Annotated in this window: 19 protein-coding genes; 9 read left to right on the forward strand and 10 right to left on the reverse strand. The window is 61.3% G+C overall.

Translation table 11 applies throughout. The features are described from left to right. Positions 1-20: 20 nt before the first annotated feature. The 4 genes from V1603_RS09085 to betI all read right to left on the reverse strand — a co-directional run bounded on the left by V1603_RS09085 (position 21) and on the right by betI (position 4,801). Positions 21-761 (reverse strand): SDR family oxidoreductase, encoded by a 741-nt coding sequence (locus V1603_RS09085; protein ID WP_163330504.1) that lies wholly within the window; start codon positions 759-761, stop codon positions 21-23. A gap of 273 nt (positions 762-1,034) precedes the next feature. Beyond that, positions 1,035-2,714 (reverse strand): choline dehydrogenase, encoded by a 1,680-nt coding sequence (gene betA / locus V1603_RS09090; protein ID WP_395313813.1) that lies wholly within the window; start codon positions 2,712-2,714, stop codon positions 1,035-1,037. Positions 2,715-2,727: 13 nt separating this feature from the next. After that, positions 2,728-4,200: a betaine-aldehyde dehydrogenase gene (gene betB / locus V1603_RS09095; protein WP_302218872.1), complete on the reverse strand. Its 1,473-nt coding sequence runs from the start codon at positions 4,198-4,200 to the stop codon at positions 2,728-2,730. Positions 4,201-4,213: 13 nt separating this feature from the next. Continuing rightward, complete coding sequence (betI, locus tag V1603_RS09100; protein WP_116341295.1) at positions 4,214-4,801, reverse strand: transcriptional regulator BetI; 588 nt, start codon at positions 4,799-4,801, stop codon at positions 4,214-4,216. A 128-nt stretch (positions 4,802-4,929) separates the two neighbouring features. Here betI and betT point away from each other — a divergent pair, with 128 nt between their 5' ends. From betT to V1603_RS09125, 5 genes are all read left to right on the forward strand, one after another. Then, positions 4,930-6,963, forward strand: a complete 2,034-nt coding sequence (gene betT / locus V1603_RS09105; protein ID WP_029741651.1) for a choline BCCT transporter BetT — start codon at positions 4,930-4,932, stop codon at positions 6,961-6,963. Between the two features lie 231 nt (positions 6,964-7,194). Continuing rightward, the gene (locus V1603_RS09110) at positions 7,195-8,106 is read left to right on the forward strand and encodes a metal ABC transporter substrate-binding protein (RefSeq protein ID WP_302218873.1); all 912 of its coding nucleotides are present in this window, start codon (positions 7,195-7,197) and stop codon (positions 8,104-8,106) included. Positions 8,107-8,108: 2 nt separating this feature from the next. Continuing rightward, positions 8,109-8,915 carry an iron/manganese ABC transporter ATP-binding protein SitB gene (sitB, locus tag V1603_RS09115; protein ID WP_116341291.1) on the forward strand — a complete coding sequence of 269 codons (807 nt, stop codon included), beginning with the start codon at positions 8,109-8,111 and terminating at the stop codon, positions 8,913-8,915. Continuing rightward, on the forward strand, positions 8,912-9,760 hold the full coding sequence (sitC, locus tag V1603_RS09120; protein WP_047355404.1) for an iron/manganese ABC transporter permease subunit SitC: 849 nt from the start codon (positions 8,912-8,914) through the stop codon (positions 9,758-9,760). Before sitB ends, sitC begins: the two co-directional genes overlap by 4 nt. Next, positions 9,757-10,596, forward strand: a complete 840-nt coding sequence (locus V1603_RS09125) for a metal ABC transporter permease (RefSeq protein ID WP_116341289.1) — start codon at positions 9,757-9,759, stop codon at positions 10,594-10,596. The genes sitC and V1603_RS09125 overlap by 4 nt, the downstream gene beginning before the upstream one ends. Here V1603_RS09125 and entD read toward each other — a convergent pair. After that, positions 10,550-11,224, reverse strand: coding sequence for an enterobactin synthase subunit EntD (gene entD / locus V1603_RS09130; RefSeq protein ID WP_395313814.1), 675 nt, complete (start codon positions 11,222-11,224; stop codon positions 10,550-10,552). The two genes, V1603_RS09125 and entD, sit on opposite strands and share 47 nt — an antisense overlap. A gap of 112 nt (positions 11,225-11,336) precedes the next feature. Then, complete coding sequence (locus V1603_RS09135; protein ID WP_302218877.1) at positions 11,337-13,577, reverse strand: TonB-dependent siderophore receptor; 2,241 nt, start codon at positions 13,575-13,577, stop codon at positions 11,337-11,339. Between the two features lie 146 nt (positions 13,578-13,723). Between V1603_RS09135 and fes the strand changes: the two genes are divergently transcribed. From fes to entF, 3 genes are read left to right on the forward strand one after another with little or no spacing between them, the layout of a single operon-like run. Then, positions 13,724-14,920 (forward strand): enterochelin esterase, encoded by a 1,197-nt coding sequence (gene fes, locus V1603_RS09140; RefSeq protein ID WP_395313815.1) that lies wholly within the window; start codon positions 13,724-13,726, stop codon positions 14,918-14,920. A 10-nt stretch (positions 14,921-14,930) separates the two neighbouring features. Beyond that, positions 14,931-15,143, forward strand: a complete 213-nt coding sequence (locus tag V1603_RS09145) for an MbtH family protein (RefSeq protein ID WP_395313816.1) — start codon at positions 14,931-14,933, stop codon at positions 15,141-15,143. After that, positions 15,140-18,997, forward strand: coding sequence for an enterobactin non-ribosomal peptide synthetase EntF (entF, locus tag V1603_RS09150; protein WP_395313817.1), 3,858 nt, complete (start codon positions 15,140-15,142; stop codon positions 18,995-18,997). The genes V1603_RS09145 and entF overlap by 4 nt, the downstream gene beginning before the upstream one ends. Before the next feature lie 87 nt (positions 18,998-19,084). On the opposite strand, the gene fepC is transcribed toward entF, so the two are convergent. Genes fepC through fepD form a run of 3 tightly spaced genes read right to left on the reverse strand, consistent with a single transcriptional unit; the run spans position 19,085 to position 21,869 of the window. Continuing rightward, entirely contained in the window at positions 19,085-19,879 is a 795-nt protein-coding gene (gene fepC / locus V1603_RS09155) for an iron-enterobactin ABC transporter ATP-binding protein (protein ID WP_163330495.1), read from the reverse strand. Beyond that, on the reverse strand, positions 19,876-20,865 hold the full coding sequence (fepG, locus tag V1603_RS09160; protein WP_163330538.1) for an iron-enterobactin ABC transporter permease: 990 nt from the start codon (positions 20,863-20,865) through the stop codon (positions 19,876-19,878). The genes fepC and fepG overlap by 4 nt, the downstream gene beginning before the upstream one ends. Continuing rightward, positions 20,865-21,869 (reverse strand): Fe(3+)-siderophore ABC transporter permease, encoded by a 1,005-nt coding sequence (fepD, locus tag V1603_RS09165; protein ID WP_302218881.1) that lies wholly within the window; start codon positions 21,867-21,869, stop codon positions 20,865-20,867. The genes fepG and fepD overlap by 1 nt, the downstream gene beginning before the upstream one ends. A gap of 108 nt (positions 21,870-21,977) precedes the next feature. Here fepD and entS point away from each other — a divergent pair, with 108 nt between their 5' ends. Continuing rightward, on the forward strand, positions 21,978-23,225 hold the full coding sequence (gene entS / locus V1603_RS09170; RefSeq protein WP_395313818.1) for an enterobactin transporter EntS: 1,248 nt from the start codon (positions 21,978-21,980) through the stop codon (positions 23,223-23,225). 46 nt (positions 23,226-23,271) lie between these two features. Here entS and fepB read toward each other — a convergent pair whose 3' ends face one another. Beyond that, the gene (fepB, locus tag V1603_RS09175) at positions 23,272-24,231 is read right to left on the reverse strand and encodes a Fe2+-enterobactin ABC transporter substrate-binding protein (protein WP_192984020.1); all 960 of its coding nucleotides are present in this window, start codon (positions 24,229-24,231) and stop codon (positions 23,272-23,274) included. Positions 24,232-24,263 lie beyond the last annotated feature (32 nt).

The following is a 24,263-nucleotide window of genomic DNA, read 5'->3' on the forward strand; positions in this document are numbered from 1 at the left end:
TCAGCGTTATTTAAGTCATGCTAAAATTCTTCCTGCGTTGGCCGGACGACAATTTCATTTACATCAACATCATCAGGCTGCTCGATAGCAAATAATACGGCCCGCGCAATGGCATCTGCCGGAATAGCCTGCTTATAAAATTCATGCAGGAATTTTTTACTCTCTTCGTCAGAACTGCCGAACTGCAGTTCGCTCTCGACCGCACCGGGGGAAATAAGCGTAGTGCGGACCGTTTTACCCACCTCCTGACGCAAGCCTTCGCTCAGCGCGCGGACGGCGAATTTCGTGGCGCTGTAGACCACGCCGCCGGGCGCAAGCACCTTAATACCGGCCACAGACGCAACGTTAATAAAATGCCCGCCACCCTGGCGCTGGAACACCGGTAACGCCGCCGCAATGCCGTATAAAACGCCTTTAAGATTGGTATCGATCATCCGATCCCACTCGTCGGTCTTGCGCTCGCTGATGGGGGCGATAGCCATAAAGCCCGCATTGTTGATCAGCACATCGACGCGTTGGTATGCGGCAACGGCAGCGTCAATCGCGTGCTGGACCTCCTCCTGACGGGTCACGTCCGCCTTCACGGCAATCGCCCGGCCGCCCTGCTGGATGATGCGATCCACCAGGGCGTTAACTCTGTCCAGGCGACGCGCCACCAGTACCAGCGAAAAGGGCTTATTCGCTAAATACAGGGCAATAGCCTGACCGATACCGCTGCTGGCGCCGGTGATAACAACAACTTGGTTTGCACTATTATTCATGATCTTATCTCGCGGTTGAGTGATGCAAAAATAAAGGCAGGGGAGAATTAAAGAATAATGACGCTTTCTTTAATTTCAGGTTTAAATATATTGTATATTTCGAATGGAAAGGCATTCGATTAAACTTAGTTGAATTGCGGGAGCAGTGTCAACAGACTTTTAAATGAACAAAATAATTGCAGGGTAATATTTATTTCTTATAGGTATCGAAAAATATTATCGTAATGAAGGGATGTATTGAAAACCCTCTCGTTTTACGGAGAGGGCAGAATATTAAACGTTCTGTAATGCCTGACGAACCGGCGCGCCGTTCGCCACGTAATACGCCGCCGTGCTCTTCGCCAGCGGCTCGCGCCCGCGAATGGCATCGGCAATTTTCTCGCCGATCATAATCGTGGTGGCGTTCAGGTTGCCGGTAATAATCTGCGGCATAATCGACGCATCCACCACGCGTAGCCCTTCCAGCCCGTGAACGCGGCCTTCGCCGTCGACCACCGCCATCTCGTCGTAGCCCATCTTGCAGGTGCCGCACGGGTGGAACGCGGTTTCCGCGTGGTTACGCACGAACTCGTCCAGCTGCTCGTCGGTCTGGCACTCGACGCCCGGGCTGATTTCGCGGCCGCGGTACTTGTCCAGCGCGGGCTGGTGCATGATCTCGCGGGTGATGCGGATCGCGTCGCGGAACTCCTGCCAGTCCTGCTCGTGGGACATATAGTTGAACAGGATCGCAGGATGCTGGTGCGGATCGCGGGATTTAGTCCGCACGTGCCCGCGGCTCGGCGAGCGCATCGATCCGACGTGGCACTGGAAGCCGTGCTCTTTTACCGCGTTCGAGCCGTTGTAGTTAATCGCTACCGGCAGGAAGTGGTACTGAATGTTCGGCCATTCGAACTCCTCGCGGCTGCGGATAAACCCGCCTGCTTCGAAGTGGTTGCTCGCCCCTACGCCGGTGCCGCCAAACAGCCACTTGGCGCCAATCTTCGGCTGGTTCCACCACTGCAGGGCAGGGTAGAGGGAGACCGGCTCTTTGCACTCGTACTGAAGGTACATCTCCAGGTGATCCTGGAGATTTTCGCCCACGCCGGGCAGGTCGTGCACCAGCGGAATATCAAACTGCTTCAGCAGGTCCGCGCTGCCCACGCCGGAGCGCTGGAGGATCTGCGGGGAAGCAATGGCCCCTGCGCACAGCAGCACCTCTTTGTTCGCCGTCGCGTTGGACGGAATAGTGCTTTCACCCTCCAGCCACTCGACGCCCACGGCGCGCTTGCCGTCGAACAGAATGCGATCGGTCGTGGCGTGGGTGCGGATGGTCAGGTTCGGGCGCTGTTTTGCCTGGTCCAGATAGCCGCGTGCGGTGCTGGCGCGTCGGCCCTGCGGCGTGACCGTGCGGTCCATCGGGCCGAAGCCTTCCTGCTGGTAGCCGTTGAGATCCTCGGTGCGCGGATAGCCCGCCTGCACGCCAGCCTCCACCATCGCCTCAAACAGCGGATTCACGCCCGGCTTCGAGGTGGTAACGCTCACCGGACCGTCGCCGCCGTGGTAGTCATTCGGGCCCACGTCGCGCGTCTCTGCCTTGCGGTAGTAGGGCAGGCAGTTGAGGTAGCTCCAGTGCTCCAGGCCCGGCTCTTTGGCCCAGTGGTCGAGATCCATCGCGTTACCGCGGATGTAGCACATGCCGTTGATCAGCGACGAGCCGCCCAGCCCTTTACCGCGTCCGCACTCCATACGGCGGTTGTTCATGTACGGCTCTGGCTCGGTTTCGTACGCCCAGTTGTAGCGCTTGCCCTGCAGCGGGAACGCCAGAGCGGCGGGCATCTGGGTGCGGAAGTCAAAGCGGTAATCCGGCCCGCCCGCCTCAAGCAGCAGGACGGTGGTGTTCGGATCTTCAGTCAGTCGCGTTGCCAGGACGTTGCCGGCAGAGCCGGCCCCGATAATGATGTAGTCAAATTGCAAATAAACCTCCCGGTTAAAATATGGACTGGAATTTACCCATCTCAACCTGGATGGACTTCACCTGGGTGTAGCTCTGCAGCGTCATCACGCCGTTCTCGCGGCCAATGCCGGAGTGCTTGTAGCCGCCGACCGGCATCTCCGCGGCGGATTCACCCCAGGTGTTGATCCAGCAGATGCCCGCTTCGAGCTGATGAATGGCGCCGTGGGCGCGGTTCAGGTCGGCAGTGACGATGCCCGCCGCCAGCCCGTAGTCTGTGTCGTTGGCGCGGCGAATGGCTTCTTCATCGGTTTCATAGGTGAGGATGGACATCACCGGGCCGAAGATCTCTTCGCGCACGATGGTCATCTCGTCGGTGCAGTCGGTGAACACGGTCGGGGCGACCCACGCGCCGTTGTCAAAGCCGTCGCCCTTCAGCACGTCGCCGCCGCACAGCACGTGGGCGCCTTCCTCTTTGCCTTTGGCGATGTAGCGCATCACGCTGTCGCGGTGCGGGAAGCTGACCATCGGGCCGAAGTTGGTACGTTCATCGAACAGATCGCCCGCGCGGATGCGGCCCACGCGCTCAACGATTTTCTGCTCAAACGTTGCTTTAAACTTCGCGGGCACGAACACGCGGGTGCCGTTGGTGCACACCTGGCCGGAGCTGAAAAAGTTCGCCATCATGGCGATGTCTGCCGCGAGATCCAGATCCGCATCGTCAAAAATAATCAGCGGGGATTTGCCGCCCAGCTCCATCGTCACCTCTTTCAGAGACGAGGCCGCCGAGTTGGCCATCACCTTTTTGCCGCTGGCGACGCCGCCGGTGAAGGAGACTTTCGCGATGCCCGGATGCTCGGTCAGGTACTGGCCGGTTTCCGCGCCCACGCCCGGCAGGACGTTAAACACACCGTCCGGCAGGCCCGCTTCGGTGTAGATCTCCGCAAGCTTCAGGGCGGTGAGCGGCGTCACTTCGCTTGGCTTGAAGATCATCGCGTTGCCCGCCGCCAGCGCCGGGGCCGATTTCCACAGGGCGATCTGGATCGGGTAGTTCCACGCGCCGATGCCCGCCACCACGCCCAGCGGCTCGCGGCGGGTGTAGACGAACGAGGTGTCGCGCAGCGGGATCTGGCTGCCTTCCAGCGCCGGGATCAGCCCCGCGTAGTACTCCAGCACATCCGCGCCGGTGACGATATCGACGGTTGAGGTTTCGGAATACGCTTTACCGGTGTCGAGGGTTTCCAGTTTCGCCAGATCGTCGTTGCGCTCGCGCAGGATGTCGACGGCGCGTCGCAGAATGCGCGAGCGCTCCATGGCGGTCATTGCCGCCCAGATTTTTTGCCCGCGTTTTGCGCTTTCCACGGCGCGGTTGACATCTTCTCGCCCGGCGGCCTGTACGCTCGCCAGAACTTCACCGTTGGCCGGGTTGATGGTCTCGAAGGTGCGACCGCTGGTGGCGGATGTATAACCACCATTGATGTAAAGCTGCTGTTCTGCCATTCGGGACATAAATCCTCCTCGGTTATTCGGTCGGTAAATGCTGGCTGATAAAGTGGCTGGTGAGCGACTGCGCCAGGGTTTTATCCAGCGGCTTGCCGCTCAGCGCGGCGCGCAGCCACAGCCCGTCGATCAGCGCCGCGAGCCCGTAGCCCGCCTCTTCAGCCTGTTCACGCGGCAGCTCGCGGCGGAACTCGTACACCAGGTTTGAGAGCAGGCGGCGGCTGCTGACCTGCTGCAGGCGATAGAGCATCGGCTGGTGCATGCTGCTTGCCCAGAAGGCCAGCCAGGCCTTCATTGCCGCGCCGCTGACCTGGGTTTCATCGAAGTTGCCGCTGACAATCGCCTGCAGGCGCTGCTCCGCGCTGCCGCCCGGCAGGGCGTGTAAACGGCTCAATACCGCGTCGCGCAGCTGGCCGGTAATGTCGCGCATGGTCGCTTCCAGCAGGCCGTTTTTGTCTTTGAAATAGTGACTGATGATCCCCGTGGACACGCCCGCCCGACGGGCGATTTGCGCGATGGTCGCATCGTGCATGCCCACTTCATTAATTGCTTCCAGCGTGGCGTCGATAAGCTGCCTGCGCCGGATCGGCTGCATCCCCACTTTGGGCATTTTTGCCACTCCATTCATCAGCGTTGGTTATATATTAAAGCGGTTTTTGATTGGACGTTCAATATAAAATGTGTCTTAATTGTTGCGGATTTGGATTTTAATAGTTACAAAAACAGTGAGGATACTGGATGACAGACCTTTCACAGGACAGAGAAAAAGACAAAATCAACCCGGTCGTTTTTTATACTTCCGCCGGGCTGATTTTGTTGTTTTCCCTGACGACGATCTTCTTTCGCGATTTTTCTGCCGAGTGGATTGGGCGCACCCTGAACTGGGTGTCGAAGACCTTCGGCTGGTACTACCTGCTGGCGGCGACGCTTTACATTGTTTTCGTGGTTTGTATTGCCTGTTCGCGCTTTGGGTCAGTGAAGCTCGGGCCAGAGCAGTCCAAGCCCGAATTCAGCCTGCTGAGCTGGGCCGCGATGCTGTTTGCCGCAGGCATCGGCATCGACCTGATGTTCTTCTCCGTGGCGGAACCGGTCACGCAGTATATGCAGCCGCCGGAAGGGGCAGGGCAGACGATGGAGGCCGCGCGCCAGGCAATGGTCTGGACGCTGTTCCACTACGGCCTGACGGGCTGGTCGATGTATGCCCTGATGGGCATGGCGCTCGGATACTTTAGCTATCGTTATAATTTGCCCCTCACCATTCGCTCCGCGCTGTATCCGATTTTCGGTAAAAAAATTAACGGCCCGATTGGCCACAGCGTTGATATCGCGGCGGTGATCGGCACCATCTTTGGTATCGCCACCACGCTCGGGATTGGCGTGGTGCAGCTCAACTACGGGCTGAGCGTGCTGTTTGACATCCCGGACTCGATGGCAGCCAAAGCGGCGCTGATTGCGCTCTCCGTTATTATCGCCACCATCTCGGTGACGTCGGGCGTTGATAAGGGCATTCGCGTGCTCTCCGAGCTGAACGTGGCGCTGGCGCTGGGGCTGATCCTGTTCGTGCTGTTTATGGGCGACACCTCGTTCCTGCTCAATGCCTTAGTGCTTAACGTGGGCGACTACGTAAACCGCTTTATGGGCATGACGCTGAACAGCTTCGCCTTTGACCGTCCGGTGGAGTGGATGAACAACTGGACGCTGTTCTTCTGGGCGTGGTGGGTCGCGTGGTCGCCGTTTGTCGGCCTGTTCCTGGCGCGTATTTCACGCGGCCGCACCATCCGCCAGTTTGTGATGGGCACGCTGATAATCCCGTTCACCTTCACCCTGCTGTGGCTGTCGATTTTCGGCAACAGCGCGCTGCACGAGATTATCCACGGCAATGCGACCTTCGCACAGGAAGCGATGGCGCACCCGGAGCGCGGCTTCTACAGCCTGCTGGCGCAGTACCCGGCGTTTACCTTTAGCGCCTCCGTGGCGACCATCACCGGCTTGCTGTTCTACGTCACCTCGGCGGATTCCGGCGCGCTGGTGCTGGGCAACTTCACCTCGAAGCTCAAGGACATCAACAGCGATGCGCCGAACTGGTTGCGCATCTTCTGGTCCGTCGCCATCGGCCTGCTGACGCTCGGCATGCTGATGACCAACGGCATTTCGGCGCTGCAGAACACCACGGTGATCATGGGCCTGCCGTTCAGCTTCGTCATCTTCTTCGTGATGGCCGGGCTGTATAAATCGCTCAAGGTGGAAGACTACCGCCGCGTCAGCGCGAGCCGCGACACCGCGCCGCGTCCGATGGGGGCGCAGGACAGGCTGAGCTGGAAGAAACGCCTCTCGCGCCTGATGAACTACCCTGGCACGCGCTACACCAAACAGATGATGGAGACGGTCTGCTTCCCCGCAATGGAAGAGGTGGCACAGGAGCTGAAGCTGCGTGGTGCTTACGTGGAGCTGAAAAACCTGCCACCCGAGGAGGGCGAGACCCTGGGGCATCTGGATCTGCTGGTGCACATGGGCGACGAGCAGAACTTTGTCTATCAGATTTGGCCACAGCAGTATTCGGTCCCCGGTTTTACCTACCGGGCGCGCAGCGGGAAATCGACCTACTACCGGCTGGAGACCTTCCTGCTGGAGGGGAGCCAGGGGAATGATTTGATGGATTACAGCAAGGAGCAGGTGATAACGGATATTCTGGACCAGTATGAACGGCACCTGAACTTTATCCATCTGCACAGGGAAGCGCCGGGGAATAGCGTGATGTTCCCGGATGTTTGAGCTGAATAACCTATAAAGGCATCGCCGCCTCCCTCAAGCCGGGTGGCGGCGATGCCTTACCCGGCCTACCAAACCAGTTTTCCGTAGGCTTGATAAGCGAAGCGCCATCAGGCACGCCCTTCATTGACATAACTTTAATGATAACTATTTTCATTAAAATATAGCCTGTGCTATACCTTATAGCACGGGCTAATTTTGCTTTGAATTTAAACACCTCTGGAGACTTCTGCAATGCACCCACTGCAAGGATTGAAGCGTCTGTTGCTCGGCGCGCTGCTCATGACTGCGACCACGACCGGCGCGCTGGCGGCTGAAAAGTTTCAGGTCATCACCACCTTTACCGTTATCGCCGATATGGCGAAAAACGTGGCGGGTGACGCCGCAGACGTGACGTCCATTACCAAGCCGGGCGCGGAAATCCACGAGTACCAGCCTACGCCGGGGGATATCAAACGCGCGCAGAAGGCGCAGTTGATCCTGGCGAACGGCATGAATCTGGAACTGTGGTTCCAGCGTTTTTATCAGCACCTGAACGGCGTGCCGGAGGTTATTGTCACCAAAGGTATTACACCGATGGGGATTGGCGAAGGGCCGTATAACGGCAAGCCCAACCCGCACGCGTGGATGTCGCCGGACAACGCCCTGATTTACGTTGATAACATCCGCGACGCGCTGGTGAAGTACGATCCGGCCAACGCGCAGACGTACCAGCGCAACGCGGAAGCCTACAAGCAGAAGATCACTGCCACCCTCGAACCGCTGCGTAAGCAGGTCGCGGAGATCCCGGAAGACAAGCGCTGGATGGTAACCAGCGAAGGGGCATTCTCTTATCTGGCGCGGGATCTTGGGATGAAAGAGCTTTACCTGTGGCCGATCAACGCCGATCAGCAGGGCACGCCCCAGCAGGTGCGTAAGGTGATCGACCAGGTGAAAAAACATCATATCCCGGCGGTGTTCAGCGAAAGCACGGTCTCGGATAAGCCCGCCCGTCAGGTGGCGCGTGAAACCGGCGCCCATTACGGCGGCGTGCTATACGTTGACTCCCTGAGCGCGGAAAACGGCCCGGTGCCGACCTATATCGATCTGCTGAACGTCACCACCCGCACGCTGGTGCAGGGCATCCGTGACGGCATGAAGGAGTAACCATGCACAAGGGGATTGTTGTCACAGACGTGACCGTGACCTACCGCAACGGCCACACGGCGCTGCGCGATGCGTCGTTCAGCGTGCCGGGCGGATCGATTGCCGCGCTGGTGGGGGTGAACGGTTCAGGTAAGTCCACGCTGTTTAAGGCGGTGATGGGCTTTGTGCGGGCGGCGAGCGGCACTATCACCATTCTGGGGCTGCCGCCTCACCGGGCGCTGCGTCAGAATCTGGTCGCCTACGTGCCGCAGTCGGAAGAGGTTGACTGGTCGTTTCCGGTGCTGGTTGAAGACGTGGTGATGATGGGCCGCTACGGCCATATGGGTTTCCTGCGCCGACCTAAAGCGCGCGACAGACAAATAGTGACCGACGCCCTGAAGCGCGTGGATATGCTCGAGCTGCGCCATCGGCAGATTGGCGAGCTCTCCGGCGGGCAGAAGAAGCGCGTGTTTCTGGCGCGGGCGATTGCCCAGCAGGGCGAGGTGATCCTGCTCGACGAGCCGTTTACCGGCGTGGACGTCAAAACCGAAGCCAGGATCATCACCCTGCTGCGGGAGCTGCGCGACGAGGGCAAAACCATGCTTGTCTCGACCCACAATTTAGGTTCAGTCACCGAGTTTTGCGATTACACGGTGATGGTCAAGGGCACCGTGCTGGCGAGCGGCCCGACGGACACCACCTTCACCGCCGAGAACCTTGAGCGCGCCTTCAGCGGCGTGCTGCGCCACGTGGTGCTCAGCGGCTCGGAAGATCGCATTATTACCGACGACGAACGGCCGTTTGTGACCCACCGACAGGAGGCCAAATGAACGCGCTTCTCGAACCCTTCGGCTACGAGTACATGCTCAACGCGATGTGGGTCTCGGCGATGGTGGGTGGGCTGTGCGCGTTTCTCTCCTGCTATCTGATGCTCAAAGGCTGGTCGCTGATCGGCGATGCGCTCTCGCACTCCATCGTGCCGGGCGTGGCGGGAGCGTACATGCTCGGGCTGCCGTTCTCGCTGGGGGCGTTCCTGTCGGGCGGGCTGGCGGCGGGGAGCATGCTGTTTCTCAACCAGCGTAGCCGCCTGAAAGAGGACGCCATCATCGGGCTGATCTTCTCCTCCTTTTTCGGGCTCGGGCTATTTATGGTCTCGCTCAACCCGACCTCGGTGAATATTCAGACCATCGTGCTCGGCAATATTCTCGCCATCGCCCCGGAAGATATCGTCCAGCTGGCGATTATCGGCGTGGTATCGATGGTTATCCTGCTGTTCAAATGGAAAGATCTGATGGTGACCTTTTTTGATGAGAACCACGCCCGCGCCATCGGCCTGCGTCCTGAACGTCTGAAGATCCTCTTCTTTACCCTGCTGGCGGTCTCCACCGTGGCGGCGCTGCAAACCGTTGGGGCGTTTCTGGTGATCTGTCTGGTGGTCACCCCCGGCGCGACCGCGTGGCTGCTTACCGACCGCTTCCCGCGCCTGCTGATGATTGCCGTCGCCATTGGCAGCATCACCAGCTTCCTCGGCGCGTGGGCCAGCTATTATCTGGACGGCGCCACCGGCGGCATTATTGTCGTCGCCCAGACGCTGCTGTTCCTGCTGGCGTTCGTCTTTGCGCCGAAGCACGGGCTGCTCGCCAGCCGCCGTCGCGCGCGGGAGGCACACCCATGATGGCAATCCTCCTTGAACCTTTCCAGTTTGCGTTTATGACTAACGCGCTGCTGATTTCACTCCTGGTGGCCGTGCCCTGCGCGCTGCTGTCCGTTTTCCTGGTGCTGAAAGGCTGGGCGCTGATGGGCGACGCCATGAGCCACGCGGTGTTTCCCGGCGTCGTGCTGGCCTGGATAATGGGCCTGCCGCTGGCGCTGGGTGCGTTCGTGGCCGGTCTGTTCTGCGCGGTTGCCACCGGTTACCTGAAGGACAACAGTCGCATCAAGCAGGATACGGTCATGGGGATCGTCTTTTCCGGCATGTTCGGCGCTGGCCTGATCCTCTATATCGCCGTCAAGCCCGAGGTGCATCTCGACCACATTTTGTTCGGCGATATGCTGGGCATTAACGGGATGGACATTCTGCAAAGCGGGATCGTGGCGGGGCTGATCGCGCTGGTGATTGGCCTGAAGTGGCGGGACTTTCTGCTGTTCTGCTTTGACTATCAGCAGGCTCAGGCGAGCGGCCTGCGCACCCGCTGGCTCCACTATGGCTTACTGTGCATGGTGTCGCTGACCATCGTGGCCACTCTAAAGGCGGTGGGGATTATTCTGTCGATTTCACTGCTGATCGCGCCCGGCGCAGTAGCGGTGCTCATCACCCGGCGCTTCCACATGGCGCTGCTGGTGGCGGTCGCCGTTTCAGCCATCGTGTCGGTTAGCGGCGTGTATGCCTCGTTTTATCTCGACAGCGCGCCTGCACCGACCATTGTGGTGCTGTTCGCGGCGGTGTTTATCGTGACGTTTGGGGTTACCAGCGTGAAGGCCCGTCGGCAGGAGAGCGTGACAGCAGGGTGATCGCCTGCTCGCCGTGCTGCTGCCAGTGCAGGGTGAAGGTGGCGCCTTCGTTAAAGCCTGCCAGTTGACGGGTCAAGGCCAGCGTAAGCGTCTTATCGTCGAGCATGGTGACGCGGGCGCTGTCAAAACCCATCCAGGCCTGAACCCGCGGGAAGAGGGCCTTGAACAGGCTCTCTTTGGCGCTGAACGCCAGCGTCAGGGCGAGGGCAAACGGGTATCCCGAGTGGGAAAGCACGCGCTCTTCACGGGCATCAATGACGCCGTCTTTAATTTCTCTGGCTTCATTTTCGGGCAGGATGGTTTCGCAGTCGATGCCGATAAGCGCGAGTCTGTCGCGAACCACCACCGCCATGGCCTGCGTGCCGCTGTGGGTGATGCTGCCGGAAACGCCCTCCGGCCAGAGCGGTTCCCCGCTGGGGCCGATGGCGGGAATGGTGCGATCGTTCAATGCGTGCGCGGCAGCGATGCGTCCGGCGAGGTGGTCGGCCTTGCGCTTGCGTCCTGCGTCAGCGAGCTGTGCGTGATGGGGGAGCCAGAGGAGATCGGCATCGGTGAAGGTGGCGGGGTCGAAGGTGACGCGGTGGAGGGTGTGGCCGGCGAGAGAATAAGTGCTGTGGGTGGTGTGCATGGTTTTCCTCTATCAGCAAGTAGTGCGGCCTGATGCCCTCACCCCGGCCCTCTCCCACGGGGAGAGGGAGCAAACATTAAAAACGGCAACGGGGTTGCCGTTTTACTTTTACCTAGAATCGCGTATTCACGCTCATGTACCAGGTGCGACCCGGTTCATTATACGTATACGCACCCGCACCGTACATATACGCACCGGTGGTGGCATTTCCGGTCGTCTGGGCATTACCCGCGCGCCACTGACGCTTGTCGAAGACGTTGTCCACGCCGCCGGTCAGGCTGACGTTTTTGGTCATGTCCCAGGTCGCGCTCAGGCCAACGATGCTGTACGGGCTGATTTCGTCTTTCTCAGACCCGGTCACCGGCTGGCCTTTGTAGTTGTACTTCTTCGGCTGCTGCTTGCCGTACCAGGTAAAGGTCGACTGGAGCGAGACGTCCTGATGCACCTGCCAGCTCAGGGTTGAGTTCAGGGTGTATTCCGGAATGATCGACAGACGGTCGCCGGTCTCCTTGTTCTTGCTCTGCAGCATCCAGGTGATGTTGTTGGTCCAGTTAATCGTGTCGCTGACCGGCACGTTCAGGGAGCCTTCCAGACCTTCCACCACCGCCTTCGGCACGTTTTCCCACTGGTAGATGTCCGTCTGCACTTTACCGGACGAGGTGTGACCGATTGGCGCGTAGCCCGCTTCAATCTTGTCGCGGTAGTCGTTGCGGAACCAGGTCACACCCGCCAGCCAGCCGTCGCGTTTCCACTCCAGGCCAATCTCTTTGTTGATACTGGTTTCGGCTTTCAGGTCGTCGTTGCCCATCATGTAGCAGCCCACGCCGTCAGAGCTTGCGTAGCAGCCCTGGCCTTTGCTGTACAGCAGGTAGTTCGGGTTGGTCTGGTACAGGCTCGGTGCTTTGTAGGCGCGCGCGATCCCCATCTTCAGCGTGAAGTCATCCCCCAGCCCCTGCGACAGGTTAAGCGACGGGCTCCAGTTGTTGCCGACGATAGTGTGGTGGTCGAAGCGCAGGGCAGGGGTCAGCATGGTGCTGTCGGTCAGCTCCATGTTGTTTTCGGCGAACAGGGAGAAAATCTCCGCCGAGGTGTACGGGCTGCGGTCGTTGCTCATGCCCGGAATGGTGCCGCCCTGCAGGGTTTGCGTGAAGGAGGTGGAGTCCTTCATGCGCTGCTGGTTCCACTCGGTGCCGAGAGTCAGGTTCTGGTTGACGAGGAAATCAATCGGCAGGTTGATTTCGCTGTGCAGCATCACGTCGGCCAGGTCGGTGTCGGTGAATTTATCGCTGTTGAACAGGCCTTCCGTACCGCCCGCCAGCCCTTCGCCCAGGCGGGAGTTGCGGGTGTGTTCGTACTGCGCCCAGTTGCTGGTGGTAATGCCGTTGTCCCAGCCGCCGTTCCAGGTCACTGCGAAGTTCTGGCGATAAATACGGTTAGTCTCTTTGCCGTAGTTCTTCTTCACCAGCGCGTTGTCGTTGTTGGTGTTCTGCGTATCGCCCGCATAGAGGTTGTTCTGGCGGCTGTAGCCCGCCTCAAACTCCAGAGACTGCATCGGCGCGAAGTCCCAGCGCACCACGCCGTTGATGTCTTTGTTCTCCACGCCTTCACGCCCCGCAGGGAGGGTGTTGGCGTAAGCGCCGGTACGCTCAGACTGGTGGCCCTGGTTGATGTCCCACGCGTCGGCCTGGGTCTTATCCAGGTTACCGAACATGCGGAAGCTGAAGTCGCCGCCCAGCGGGCCGCTGAGGCTGAAGTTGGTGCGTTTGGTGGAACCTTCGTCCTTGTGTTCAGGCGCGTTCAGGTAGGTGTTCCAGGAGCCGTGCCACTGGTCGTCGAATTTTTTGGTGATGATGTTCACCACGCCGCCTGCCGCGCCGTTACCGTAGCGTGCGGCGGCCGGGCCTCGAATGACCTCAATGCGCTCGATCATCTCCGGCGGCACCCAGCCGGTATCGCCGCGCGTATCGCGCTCGCCGCGCCAGCCCAGACGGATGGAGTTACGGCTGGTGACCGGCTTGCCGTCGATCAGGATAAGGGTGTTTTCCGGGCCCATGCCGCGAATGTCAATCTGGCGGTTGTTCCCGCGCTGGCCGCTGGTGGAGTTTCCGGTGAGGTTAACGCCCGGCATGGTGCGGATGATTTCCGCCACGTCGCGCGCGGGCGGTTTTTTGCGGATCTCGTCGGCGGTGATGGTGGAAACCCCGGGCGCCTGCAGGTTCTGCTCGGCGGCGGTGATCACCATGGTGTCTTCGTGCTGCGCGGAGGCGGTGTTGTCGTCTGCCATGGCGGGCAGCGCGACACCATAAATCCCTAAATTGACCAGCAAGGCCAGAGAGTGAATCTTCTTATTCATTGTACGTCCCGCTTTTATGGTTATTTAATGAACGCGCTTCCCACAGCGCGGGCATTACGCTATTGCAAATGCAAATAGTTATCAATAATATTATCAATAAAATTTGTCCTGAAACAAAAAAGTCTGTTAAACATGGGGTTATAAGGGTGACGGCGTTAACAACCGGAAGTGAAGCGTGGTGGCAGTCCAAAAACGGGCCGGAATGGAAGCCTGAAAAAGGGAAATATCGCGTCACCTTCTGGTGGCGTGACCCGGCAGGCACGCAGAAAACGTCGGCAATCAAACGCGTTTGGCTCTACGTTACCGGCGTGACCGACCATCATCAGAATGCCCGCCCGCAATCTCTTGAACGCATTCCGGATACCGACGTCTGGCAGTGGCAGGGCGAGTTCAGCCCGGAATGGCGCGGCAGCTACTGTTTTATCCCCTCCGTAAATGAAAACGATTTTGCCGATACCGTGTTTGAAGGCCAGCAGCCGGACCGCATGGCGCTGCGCGAAGGCTGGCGCAGGCTGCTGCCGCACGCGGTTTCCGACCCGCTGAATCCGCAGAGCTGGCGCGGCGGGCGCGGTCATGCCGTCTCGGCGCTGGAGATGCCGGAAGCGCCCGTTCAGCCCGGCTGGAATCAGCCCAAAACGCCCTTCAAGGCGCCGATCTGCATTGAATGGGAAAGCGCGCGCCTGAAAAACCGCCGTCGCGTCTGGATTTTCACCACCGGGGATGACGGCCCGGAACGTCCGCTGGCGGTGCTGCTCGACGGGCAGTTCTGGGCCGAAAGCATGCCCGTCTGGCCCGCGCTGGCGTCGCTTACCACCGAGCGCAAACTGCCGCCTGCGGTCTACGTATTAATTGATGCGATCGACATGGAACATCGCAGCCGCGAACTGCCCTGTAACCGCGATTTCTGGCTGGCGGTGCAGGAAGAACTTCTCCCTCATGTAAAACAGCTCGCGCCCTTCAGCGACCGCGCCGACCGTACCGTGGTCGCGGGCCAGAGCTTTGGCGGCCTCTCTTCGCTGTACGCTGGCCTTAACTGGCCGCAGCGCTTTGGCTGCATCCTCAGCCAGTCCGGATCCTACTGGTGGCCGCACCGCGGCGGGCAGCAGGACGGGCTGCTCATCGAACAGCTTAAAGCGGGTGAAAAAAACGCACGCGGGCTGCGCATCATCCTTGAGGCCGGGCGTAACGAGCCGCTTATCTTCCGCGCGAACCAGGCGATTTACGCCGAACTCCGCGCGCAGCATGTTTACTGGCGTCAGGTTGACGGCGGACACGACGCGCTTTGCTGGCGCGGTGGGCTGACGCAGGGGCTGATGACCCTCTGGCAGCCGCTTATTCAATAACGGAGTCTGTATGGAATTCAGCAATCCTTTCGAAAATCCGCAGGGACAGTTCGCCATTTTGCAAAACGACCAGGGCCAGTACAGCCTGTGGCCGCAGCAGTGCGAACTGCCCGCAGGCTGGCGCGTGGTGTGCGAGGCACAGTCTCAGGAGGCGTGCCAGCAGTGGCTGGCCGAACGCTGGCGCACGCTTGAACCGTCCCATTTTGCGGAGGGGAGCGCATGAACCGTCTACCTCTCGTCGCCGCCCAGCCGGGTATCTGGATGGCGGAACAGCTTTCCTCCCTGCCAAACGCCTGGAGCGTGGCGCACTACACCGAGCTGAAAGGCGATATCGACGCGCCGTTGCTGGCTAAAGCCATCGCTGAAGGCATGATGCAGGCCGATACCCTGCGCATGCGCTTTGCCGAAGATAACGGCGAGGTATGGCAGTGGGTGGATGACACCGTCATTTTGCCGGAGCCACCTGTCGTTCGCGTTGATTCTCACGACGCCGCCGTGGCGCTGATGGAGGCCGATCTCAATCAAAACCTGCGCGTCGACAGCGGGCAGCCGCTGGTGTTTCACCAGCTGATTCAGGTGGGTGAAAGCCACTGGTACTGGTATCAGCGCTATCACCATCTGGTGGTGGATGGCTTCAGCTTCCCGGCCATTACCCGCCAGATCGCCGCGATTTACGCCGCGTGGAAGAAGGGTGACCCGACGCCCGCATCCCCGTTTACGCCGTTTGCCGAAGTGGTGGAGGAGTACCAGCGCTACCGTCAAAGCGAGGCGTATCAGCGCGACGGCGCCTTCTGGGCAGAGCAGCGCAGGCAGCTTCCTTCTCCGGTCTCGCTCTCTTCCGCGCCTCTGCCGGGACGCGCCGCCACCACCGATATCCTGCGCCTGAAAATTGCAACGGACGCTCGCGCCTTTAGCCAGCTTGCGCAGGCGGCAGGTCAGGCGCAGCGCACCGATCTGGCGCTTGCGCTGGTGGCGCTGTGGCTGGGCCGCCTGACCGGGCGCCTGGATTACGCCGCCGGGTTTATCTTTATGCGCCGCATGGGCTCCGTGGCGCTAACCGCGACCGGACCGGTGCTCAACGTCCTGCCACTGGCGGTGAATATCAACCCGCAGGAGAGTCTGCCGGCGCTGGCGCTGCGCCTGGCGAACCAGCTGAAAAAAATGCGCCGCCATCAGCGCTACGACGCCGAGCAGATCGTGCGCGACGGCGGGCGCGCCGCAGGCGACGAAGCGTTATTTGGCCCGGTGCTGAACGTCAAGGTATTCGATTATCAGCTGGATATCGACGGCGTGGAGGCCATCACCCACACGCTGGCAACCGGCCCGGTGAACGATCTGGAGCTGGCGCTGTTCCCGGACGAGCAGGGTGGCCTGAGTATTGAGATCCTCGCCAATAAACAGCGTTACGATGAAGTGACGCTCACCCGCCACGTCGCGCGTCTGAACGCGATGCTGCTGCAGTTTGCGGCCAACCCGGACCTGCGCTGTGGCGAAGTGGAAACCGTTTCAGAGCAGGAATATCAGCAGCTGGCTCGCATCAACGATACCGGGCTGGCGCTGCCATCTGGCACGCTGGCGGATATGGTGGTGGAGCAGGCGAGCAAAACGCCGGACGCCCCCGCGCTGGCGGACGCGCATATTGAGCTTAGCTATCGTGAGATGCGCGAGCAGGTGATCGCGCTGGCAAACCTGCTGCGCGAGCGCGGCGTGAAGCCGGGCGACAGCGTGGCGGTGGCACTCCCGCGCTCGGTGTTCCTGACCCTGGCGCTGCACGGCATCGTCGAGGCCGGTGCCGCGTGGCTGCCGCTCGACACCGGCTACCCGGACGACCGCCTGCGGATGATGCTGGAAGATGCTAAACCTTCGTTGCTCATTACTACCGACGAACAGCGTTCGCGCTTTAGCGATCTGCCGATTACGGCATTTAGTTACAACACACTGTTACCGGCTGCGGAGGTGGAACCGCTGCGCCTGGCCAGGCCGGAGCAGACGGCGTACATCATCTTTACCTCCGGCTCGACGGGGCGCCCGAAAGGGGTCATGGTCGGCCATACCGCCATCGTTAACCGCCTGAAGTGGATGCAGGATCACTACCCGCTGGACGCGACGGACGTGGTGGCGCAGAAAACGCCGTGCAGCTTTGACGTATCGGTGTGGGAGTTCTGGTGGCCGTTTATCGCCGGGGCGAAGCTGGTGATGGCAGAGCCGGACGCGCACCGCGATCCGCAGGCGATGCAGAGCTTCTTCGCGCAGTACGGCGTGACCACCACCCACTTCGTGCCGTCGATGCTGGCGGCCTTTGTCGCCTCGCTGACGCCTGAAAACGTGGCGTGCTGCAAAACCCTTAAGCAGGTGTTCTGCAGCGGCGAAGCGCTGCCGACCGAGCTGTGCCGCGAGTGGGAGCAGTTAACCCATGCGCCGCTGCACAACCTCTATGGCCCAACGGAAGCGGCGGTGGACGTCAGCTGGTATCCGGCTTATGGTCCCGAACTGGCGGCGGTGGAGGGCAACAGCGTGCCGATCGGCTTCCCGGTGTGGAACACGGGGCTGCGCATTCTGGACGCGATGATGCGCCCGGTGCCGTTTGGCGTGGCGGGGGATCTGTATCTCACCGGCATTCAGCTGGCACAGGGGTATCTGGGCCGTCCGGACCTCACCGCCAGCCGCTTTATTGCCGACCCGTTTGCGCCGGGCGAGCGGATGTATCGTACCGGTGACGTCGCCCGCTGGCTGGACAACGGCGCGGTGGAGTATCTGGGCCGCAGCGACGATCAGTTAAAAATCCGCGGCCAGCGCATCGAGCTGGGCGAAATCGACCGGGCGATGCTCGCGCTGCCGGACGTGGCCCAGGCCGTCGCCCACGCCTGCGTGTTCAACCAGGCGGCGGCGACGGGAGGCGATGCCCGCCAGCTGGTGGGGTATGTGGTCTCCGAATCCGGTTTACCGCTGGACCGCGACGCGCTGCTGGAATCGCTCAAAGCCCAGTTGCCGCCGCATATGGTGCCGGTGGTGCTGCTGCAAATCAGTACGCTGCCGCTCAGCGCCAACGGCAAGCTCGACCGCAAGGCGCTGCCGCTGCCGGAGCTGACCAGCAAAACCTCCGGCCGCGCGCCGGAGACGGAAACCGAAACCGCCGTCGCGCAGGCTTTCTCCGCCCTGCTGGGCTGTAAGGTCAACGATATCGAAGCCGACTTCTTTGCCCTCGGCGGACACTCGCTGCTGGCGATGCGCCTGGCGGCGCAGCTTAGCCGCGTGTTCGAGCGCAAGGTGACGCCGGGGCAGATTATGGTCGCCTCGACGGTGAGCAAGCTCAGCGCGCTGCTGGATTCACAGATGAGCGACGAGCAGGCGCAGCGTCTGGGCTATGAAACCCTGCTGCCGCTGCGCGAAGGCAACGGCCCGACGCTGCTCTGCTTCCATCCTGCGTCCGGTTTTGCCTGGCAGTTTAGCGTGCTGGCGCGCTACCTCAGTCCGCGCTGGTCAATTACCGGCATTCAGTCTCCTCGACCAGAGGGGCCGATGCAGCAGTGTGCGGATCTGGATGGGGTGATTGAGCATCACCTGAATACGTTGCGTAAGCAGCAGCCACAGGGGCCATATTATCTGTTCGGCTATTCTCTCGGCGGCACGCTGGCGCAGGGCATTGCTGCGCGTCTGCGCGAGTTGGGTGAAGAGGTGGCCTTCCTCGGACTGCTGGACACCTGGCCGCCGGAAACCCAGAACTGGGCGGAGAAAGAGGCCAACGGCCTCGACCCGGAGGTGTTGGCGGAAATTGAGCGCGAGCGTCAGGCGTTTATCGCCGCGCAGCAGGGGCAGGGCTCCAGCGAGCTGTTTAACGCTATCGAAGGCAACTACGCCGACGCGGTACGGCTGCTCACCACGGCGCACAGCGCGCGGTTTGACGGCAAAGCGACGCTGTTTGTCGCCGAACGTACGCGAACGATGGATCCGCAGGTCGCGTGGGCGCCGTGGGTGGCGGAGCTTGAGGTGTACAGCCAGGACTGCGCCCACGTGGATATTATTTCACCGCAGGCGTTTGAGAAAATTGGGCCAGTGTTGAAGGATATATTGGGGTAACGTCAAAAGCGCCGGGTGGCGGCTACGCCTTACCCAGCCTACGGGAGCCGAGTGTAGGCCGGGTAAGGCGTAGCCGCCACCCGGCAATTACCGCCGACCTAACGGCACCACCAGAGGCGTGCCCGCTACCGGATCGTCAATAATCATGCAGCGCATGCCGTAGATCCTCTCGATCAGATCCGGCGTCACAATCTCTTTCGGCGCGCCCTGAGCCACAATCTCACCGTCTCGCAGGGCAATCAGATGCGTAGCGTAGCGGCACGCTTGGTTTAAGTCGTGCAGCACCGCCGCCAGGGTATACCCTTGAGTGCGGTTCAGCTCGCTCAGTAGCTCCAGCAGGTCAATCTGATGGCTGATGTCGAGCCAGGTCGTCGGCTCGTCCAGCAACATGATGGAGGTCTCCTGCGCCAGCACCATCGCGATCCACGCGCGCTGACGCTGCCCGCCGGAGAGTGTGTCCACGCTTTGCCGGGCGAGATCGGTAATTCCCGTCGCCTGCATCGCGCGGTTCACCGCCTCGTCGTCCTCTTTGCGCCAGCGGGTAAACAGCGGCTGGTGCGGATAGCGCCCGCGCGAGACCAGCTCCTGCACCGTGATGTCTCCCGGCGTGGTGGCGTTTTGCGCCAGCAGCCCGATGCGCCTGGCCACCTCTTTGCTGGCGAAGCGCTGGATCTGCTCCCCGTCGAGGAACACGCTGCCCTCAGCCGGCGTCATCAGGCGGCTCAGCGTGCGCAGCAGGGTCGATTTACCGCAGCCGTTCGGCCCGATAATCGCGGTAAAGTGGCCGTCCGGAATGGCAACGGATAAGTCACGGGCAATGATTTTTTTGCCGTAGCCGAGGGTGAGGTTTTCGCCGCGCAAGCGGGTGGTTGAATCTGTCATTTCTTGCGTGACTCCTGAACGAGCAAGACGATGAGGTAAATCCCGCCGAGGCTGACGGTCACTACGCCCACCGGCAGTTGATAAGGCATAAACAGCCGCTGGGCGCAGAGATCGGCGGCCAATAGCAGCAGCGCGCCGCACAGCGCTGCCTGGGTTAATCCCCACTTCGCCGTTCCGCTAAGACGGCGGGCGATGTGCGGTGCCACGAGGGCGATAAATGAGATCGGCCCGGCGATCGCGGTGGAGGCGGCGGTCAGCAGTACGGCGACCAGCATCAGCATCAGGCGCGAGCGCTCGACGCCCACGCCCAGTGCGCAGGCACTGTCGTCGCCCATCTCCAGCAGGCGCATACGTCGCACCAGCAGCAGCGCGCCGATAAACATCAGCACAATCAGCGGCGCGGCGGGCCAGGTTTTGCCCCACGTCAGGCCGTTGAGGGAACCGGCGTACCACAGCCCCGCGGAGAGCGCGGTTTCCAGCGAGGCCTGCAGTAAAAGCCAGGTGTTAAAGGCCATCAGCATGGCGCGGATGCCGATCCCGATGACGATCAGGCGGAAGGTGTCGATGCCGTTGCGCCAGGCCAGCGCCCAGATCAGTAAGGACGTCAGAATGCCGCCCGCCATCGCCGTAAAGGTAATCGCCGTCAGGTGCTGACCAAACAGCACCATCGCCACCAGCACGCCGCTCCAGGCCCCGGTATTGAGGCCCATCACGTCCGGGCTGCCGAGCGGGTTGCGCATCAGCGACTGGAATATCGCACCGCTCACGCCGAGCGCCGCGCCGACCAGAATCGCCATCGCCACGCGCGGCAGTCGCCACTCCGTCACCACCATGGTGATATTGCGCGGCGCGCTGCCGAGCAGGGCGTTAACCACCTGAGTAAAGTCGAGCGACACCGCGCCGCTGCGCAGGCTCCAGACCGCCAGCAGCAGAATGGCGAGAAGCAGCAGCGAGACACTGGTCAGTAAACGGCGGGACGGGGCCATCATGCGCCACCTCCGCGTTTACGACGAACCAGGAAGATCAGCACCGGCGCGCCGATAAAGGCGCTGACCACCGAGACGCGCAGCTCGCCGGGCACCAGCAGGCGGCCCAGCACGTCGGCAAACAGCAGCAGGGCAGGGGTTGCAAGCAGCGTCACCGGCAGCGACCAGCGGTGATCCGCCCCTACCAGCCAGCGCGCCATGTGCGGCATCATCAGACCGATAAAGGCGATCGGGCCGACCACGGCGGTCGCGCTGCCGCAGAGTACGGTGATGGCGAGCAGACCAATCAGCTGCGTGCGCGCCACCTGATTGCCGAGGGCGGTGGCGGTGTCGCTGCCGAGGCTCAGGCTGTTGAGCGATCGGCTCAAAAACAGCGTCACGGCGGCAGCGATAGCGACCGGGATCGCCACCACTTTCAGCGTGTCGAGGGTGCGGATATCCAGCGAGCCAGCCTGCCAGAAGCGCAGCTGGTCGTAAACGTCCGGGTTGAGCAGGGCGATGCCGTTGGACAAGCCTTCCAGCACCGCCGCGAGCGCCACGCCCGCAAGCGTCAGGCGTACCGGACTCAGCTGCCCGCCGCCCTGGCTCCCGGTAAACGCGACGACCAGCGAGGCGGCCAGCGCGCCGCAGAAGGCCATCACCAGCTGTTCAGAGGGCGACGTCAACCCGAACAGCGCCGCGCCGAGCACGATGGCAAAGCTGGCGCCGGAGTTAACGCCGAGAATGCCGGGGTCCGCCAGCGGGTTGCGGGTAAGGGTTTGCATCAGGGCACCGGCGAGGCCAAGCGCGCCACCCGCCAGCAGTCCGGCAAGCGTGCGGGGCAGTCGGGCGTCGAGCACGATAATGCAGTCAGCGCTCTGGCAGGTGCCGGAGAGCGCATCAACGATAACGGACGCGGGCAGCGGCTTCGCGCCGACCAGCAGGCTGAGTGCAGCCGCAAGGCTCAGGAGCAGCAGTAAAACGGGCACGGCAGCGGCGCGCACCGCAGAAGAGGAAAACGACATAGCAACATCCATGATTTGATAATGATAGTGATTATCGTTATCTATCTTATTTGGCTATGTTAGCATGTGCGCCCATGGAAAGGGTAGAAATAGACTCAAGGCTTTGTCATGAATCAAAAATCCTGGCTGCTCAACCTCAGCCTGCTGAAAACGCACCCGGCGTATCGCGCCGTTTTTATCGCTCGCTTTATATCCATTTTGTCCCTCGGGCTGCTCGGCGTGGCCGTGCCGGTCCAGATCCAGACCATGACGCACTCCAGCTGGCTGGTGGGGTTATCCGTCACCTTAACCGGCGGGGCGATGTTCATCGGCCTGATGGTCGGCGGCGTGCTGGCGGACCGCTACGAGCGTAAAAAACTGATCCTGCTGGCGCGCGGCACCTGCGGCGTGGGCTTTATCGGGCTGTGTCTGAACGCGATGCTGCCGGAGCCGTCGCTGATTGCCATTTATGCCCTGGGGCTGTGGGACGGCTTCTTCGCCTCGTTAGGCGTGACGGCGCTGCTGGCGGCAACGCCCGCGCTGGTCGGGCGCGAGAATCTGATGCAGGCGGGGGCGATCACCATGCTCACCGTGCGCCTCGGCTCGGTGATTTCACCAATGGTGGGCGGCCTGCTGCTGGCGACTGGCAACGTGGCGTGGAACTACGGGCTGGCGGCGGCGGGGACCTTTATCACCACGCTAACGCTGCTGCGCCTGCCGCTGCTGCCACCTCCGCCGCAGCCGCGCGAGCATCCTCTGAAATCGCTGATGGCCGCGATTCGTTTCCTGTTCAGCAACCCGCTGATTGGCGGCATTGCGCTGCTCGGCGGCCTGCTGACGATGGCGAGCGCCGTGCGCGTGCTCTACCCGGCGCTGGCGGGCGAGTGGCAGATGAGCGCCTCGGAGATTGGCGTGCTGTACGCCGCCATTCCGCTCGGCGCGGCGTGCGGGGCGCTGACCAGCGGCAACCTGGCGCAGAGCGCGCGTCCGGGGCTGATTATGCTGCTTGCCACGCTGGCCTCGTTTATCGCCATCGGCTTCTTTAGCCTGATGCCGGTGTGGGCGCTGGGCGTGCTGTGCCTGGTGATTTTCGGCTGGCTGAGCGCCATCAGCTCATTGCTTCAGTACACCCTGATCCAGACCCAGACGCCGGAAGGCATGCTCGGGCGCATTAATGGCCTGTGGACGGCGCAGAACGTCACGGGCGATGCGATTGGCGCGGCGATCCTCGGTGGGCTGGGGGCGATGATGACCCCGGTGGCTTCGGCGAGCAGCAGCGGGTTTGTATTGGCACTTATTGGTGTGATTTTATTAATGACGTTGGCAGAATTGCGCCGGTTCAGGCAGGAGAGTGTGTTGAACGACGGTGCGGCCTGATGCCATCACCCCGGCCCTCTCCCACAGGGAGAGGGAGGGAAAATACCTACTTAAACAACGCATTCAATCTGTCTAACACCAGCATCGCGCTGTAATAATCCAGGCGGAACGTCTCGGTTCCCAATGCCCAAACCCGTTTGTTTTTCACCGAAGGTAGATGCGCCAGCAGCGGGTTGGCGTAAATCGCATCCACGTCTTTCTGGTCGCCGGCAAACACAAACAGCCCTTCGCCGTTCAGCCCCGTCGCCAGGTTTTCCCCACCTAACTGGATAATGTCGTGGCGTTTGCCCTGACTTTTTGACGTGTGCAGCCCGGCGGGCAGAGCGGCCAGCGTAAAGCCCAGCTGGTGCAGCAGCTTGCCCTGCGCCGATTCCGCGGTCCACAGGTTGGCGCTGTGCGCGGCGGCGGTGTAGACGATGGCGTTCACCGGCTGCGGCGGCAGCTTCATCTGCTCTTTCACCTGCGCGAGCTGTTTATCAAACTCGGCAATGCGCTCTGCGGCCTGTTTTTCCTTTCCGGTGATGCTGCCCAGTTGGGTCAGTAGCGCCTGCCAGCTCTTGTCGTCGTAGTTAATGATAAGCGTCGGGGCGATGGCGGAGAGCTGATCGTACAGCGCCAGCGCGGAATCCCCGCCGGTGGCGCCGATCAAAATCAGGTCCGGCATTTGCGCCGCTACCGCTTCGGCGCTCGGCTCGCCGATGTACAGCCGCGCAACCTTACGCTGTTTCGCAATATCACCCCACTGGCGCAGAAAACCCTGCGCATCCGCCACGCGATTGTTCGGCGTGGTTGCGCCGCTGGCGATGACCGGCGCGTCAATTGCCAGCAGGGAGCCGGTTAAGGTCACGCTGGTGGAGACAATGCGCGTCGGTTTGCGCTCCAGCGTGTGTACGCCGCGGCTGTCGGTCACCTGACGCGGCCAGTCTGCGGCGGTGGCTGAGGTTAGTCCTAAAACAAAAAGTCCTGTCAAAAAGAGGGCATTGCGGCAAACGGCAGGGAATTTCACTGAGCGGCATCCTGTTTTTGTTGAAGATAATG

The organism is Enterobacter sp. ECC-219 (assembly GCF_043966805.1).
Lineage (GTDB): Bacteria > Pseudomonadota > Gammaproteobacteria > Enterobacterales > Enterobacteriaceae > Enterobacter > Enterobacter cloacae_N.

Excerpts from the sequence above, each read along its gene's own strand:
- V1603_RS09085 (WP_163330504.1), bottom strand. The coding sequence starts at position 761 with ATGAATAATAGTGCAAACCAAGTTGTTGTTATCACCGGCGCCAGCAGC.
- betB (WP_302218872.1), bottom strand. The coding sequence starts at position 4,200 with ATGTCCCGAATGGCAGAACAGCAGCTTTACATCAATGGTGGTTATACA.
- betI (WP_116341295.1), bottom strand. The coding sequence starts at position 4,801 with ATGCCCAAAGTGGGGATGCAGCCGATCCGGCGCAGGCAGCTTATCGAC.
- betT (WP_029741651.1), top strand. The coding sequence starts at position 4,930 with ATGACAGACCTTTCACAGGACAGAGAAAAAGACAAAATCAACCCGGTC.
- V1603_RS09110 (WP_302218873.1), top strand. The coding sequence starts at position 7,195 with ATGCACCCACTGCAAGGATTGAAGCGTCTGTTGCTCGGCGCGCTGCTC.
- sitB (WP_116341291.1), top strand. The coding sequence starts at position 8,109 with ATGCACAAGGGGATTGTTGTCACAGACGTGACCGTGACCTACCGCAAC.
- sitC (WP_047355404.1), top strand. The coding sequence starts at position 8,912 with ATGAACGCGCTTCTCGAACCCTTCGGCTACGAGTACATGCTCAACGCG.
- V1603_RS09125 (WP_116341289.1), top strand. The coding sequence starts at position 9,757 with ATGATGGCAATCCTCCTTGAACCTTTCCAGTTTGCGTTTATGACTAAC.
- entD (WP_395313814.1), bottom strand. The coding sequence starts at position 11,224 with ATGCACACCACCCACAGCACTTATTCTCTCGCCGGCCACACCCTCCAC.
- V1603_RS09135 (WP_302218877.1), bottom strand. The coding sequence starts at position 13,577 with ATGAATAAGAAGATTCACTCTCTGGCCTTGCTGGTCAATTTAGGGATT.
- V1603_RS09145 (WP_395313816.1), top strand. The coding sequence starts at position 14,931 with ATGGAATTCAGCAATCCTTTCGAAAATCCGCAGGGACAGTTCGCCATT.
- entF (WP_395313817.1), top strand. The coding sequence starts at position 15,140 with ATGAACCGTCTACCTCTCGTCGCCGCCCAGCCGGGTATCTGGATGGCG.
- fepC (WP_163330495.1), bottom strand. The coding sequence starts at position 19,879 with ATGACAGATTCAACCACCCGCTTGCGCGGCGAAAACCTCACCCTCGGC.
- fepG (WP_163330538.1), bottom strand. The coding sequence starts at position 20,865 with ATGGCCCCGTCCCGCCGTTTACTGACCAGTGTCTCGCTGCTGCTTCTC.
- fepD (WP_302218881.1), bottom strand. The coding sequence starts at position 21,869 with ATGTCGTTTTCCTCTTCTGCGGTGCGCGCCGCTGCCGTGCCCGTTTTA.
- entS (WP_395313818.1), top strand. The coding sequence starts at position 21,978 with ATGAATCAAAAATCCTGGCTGCTCAACCTCAGCCTGCTGAAAACGCAC.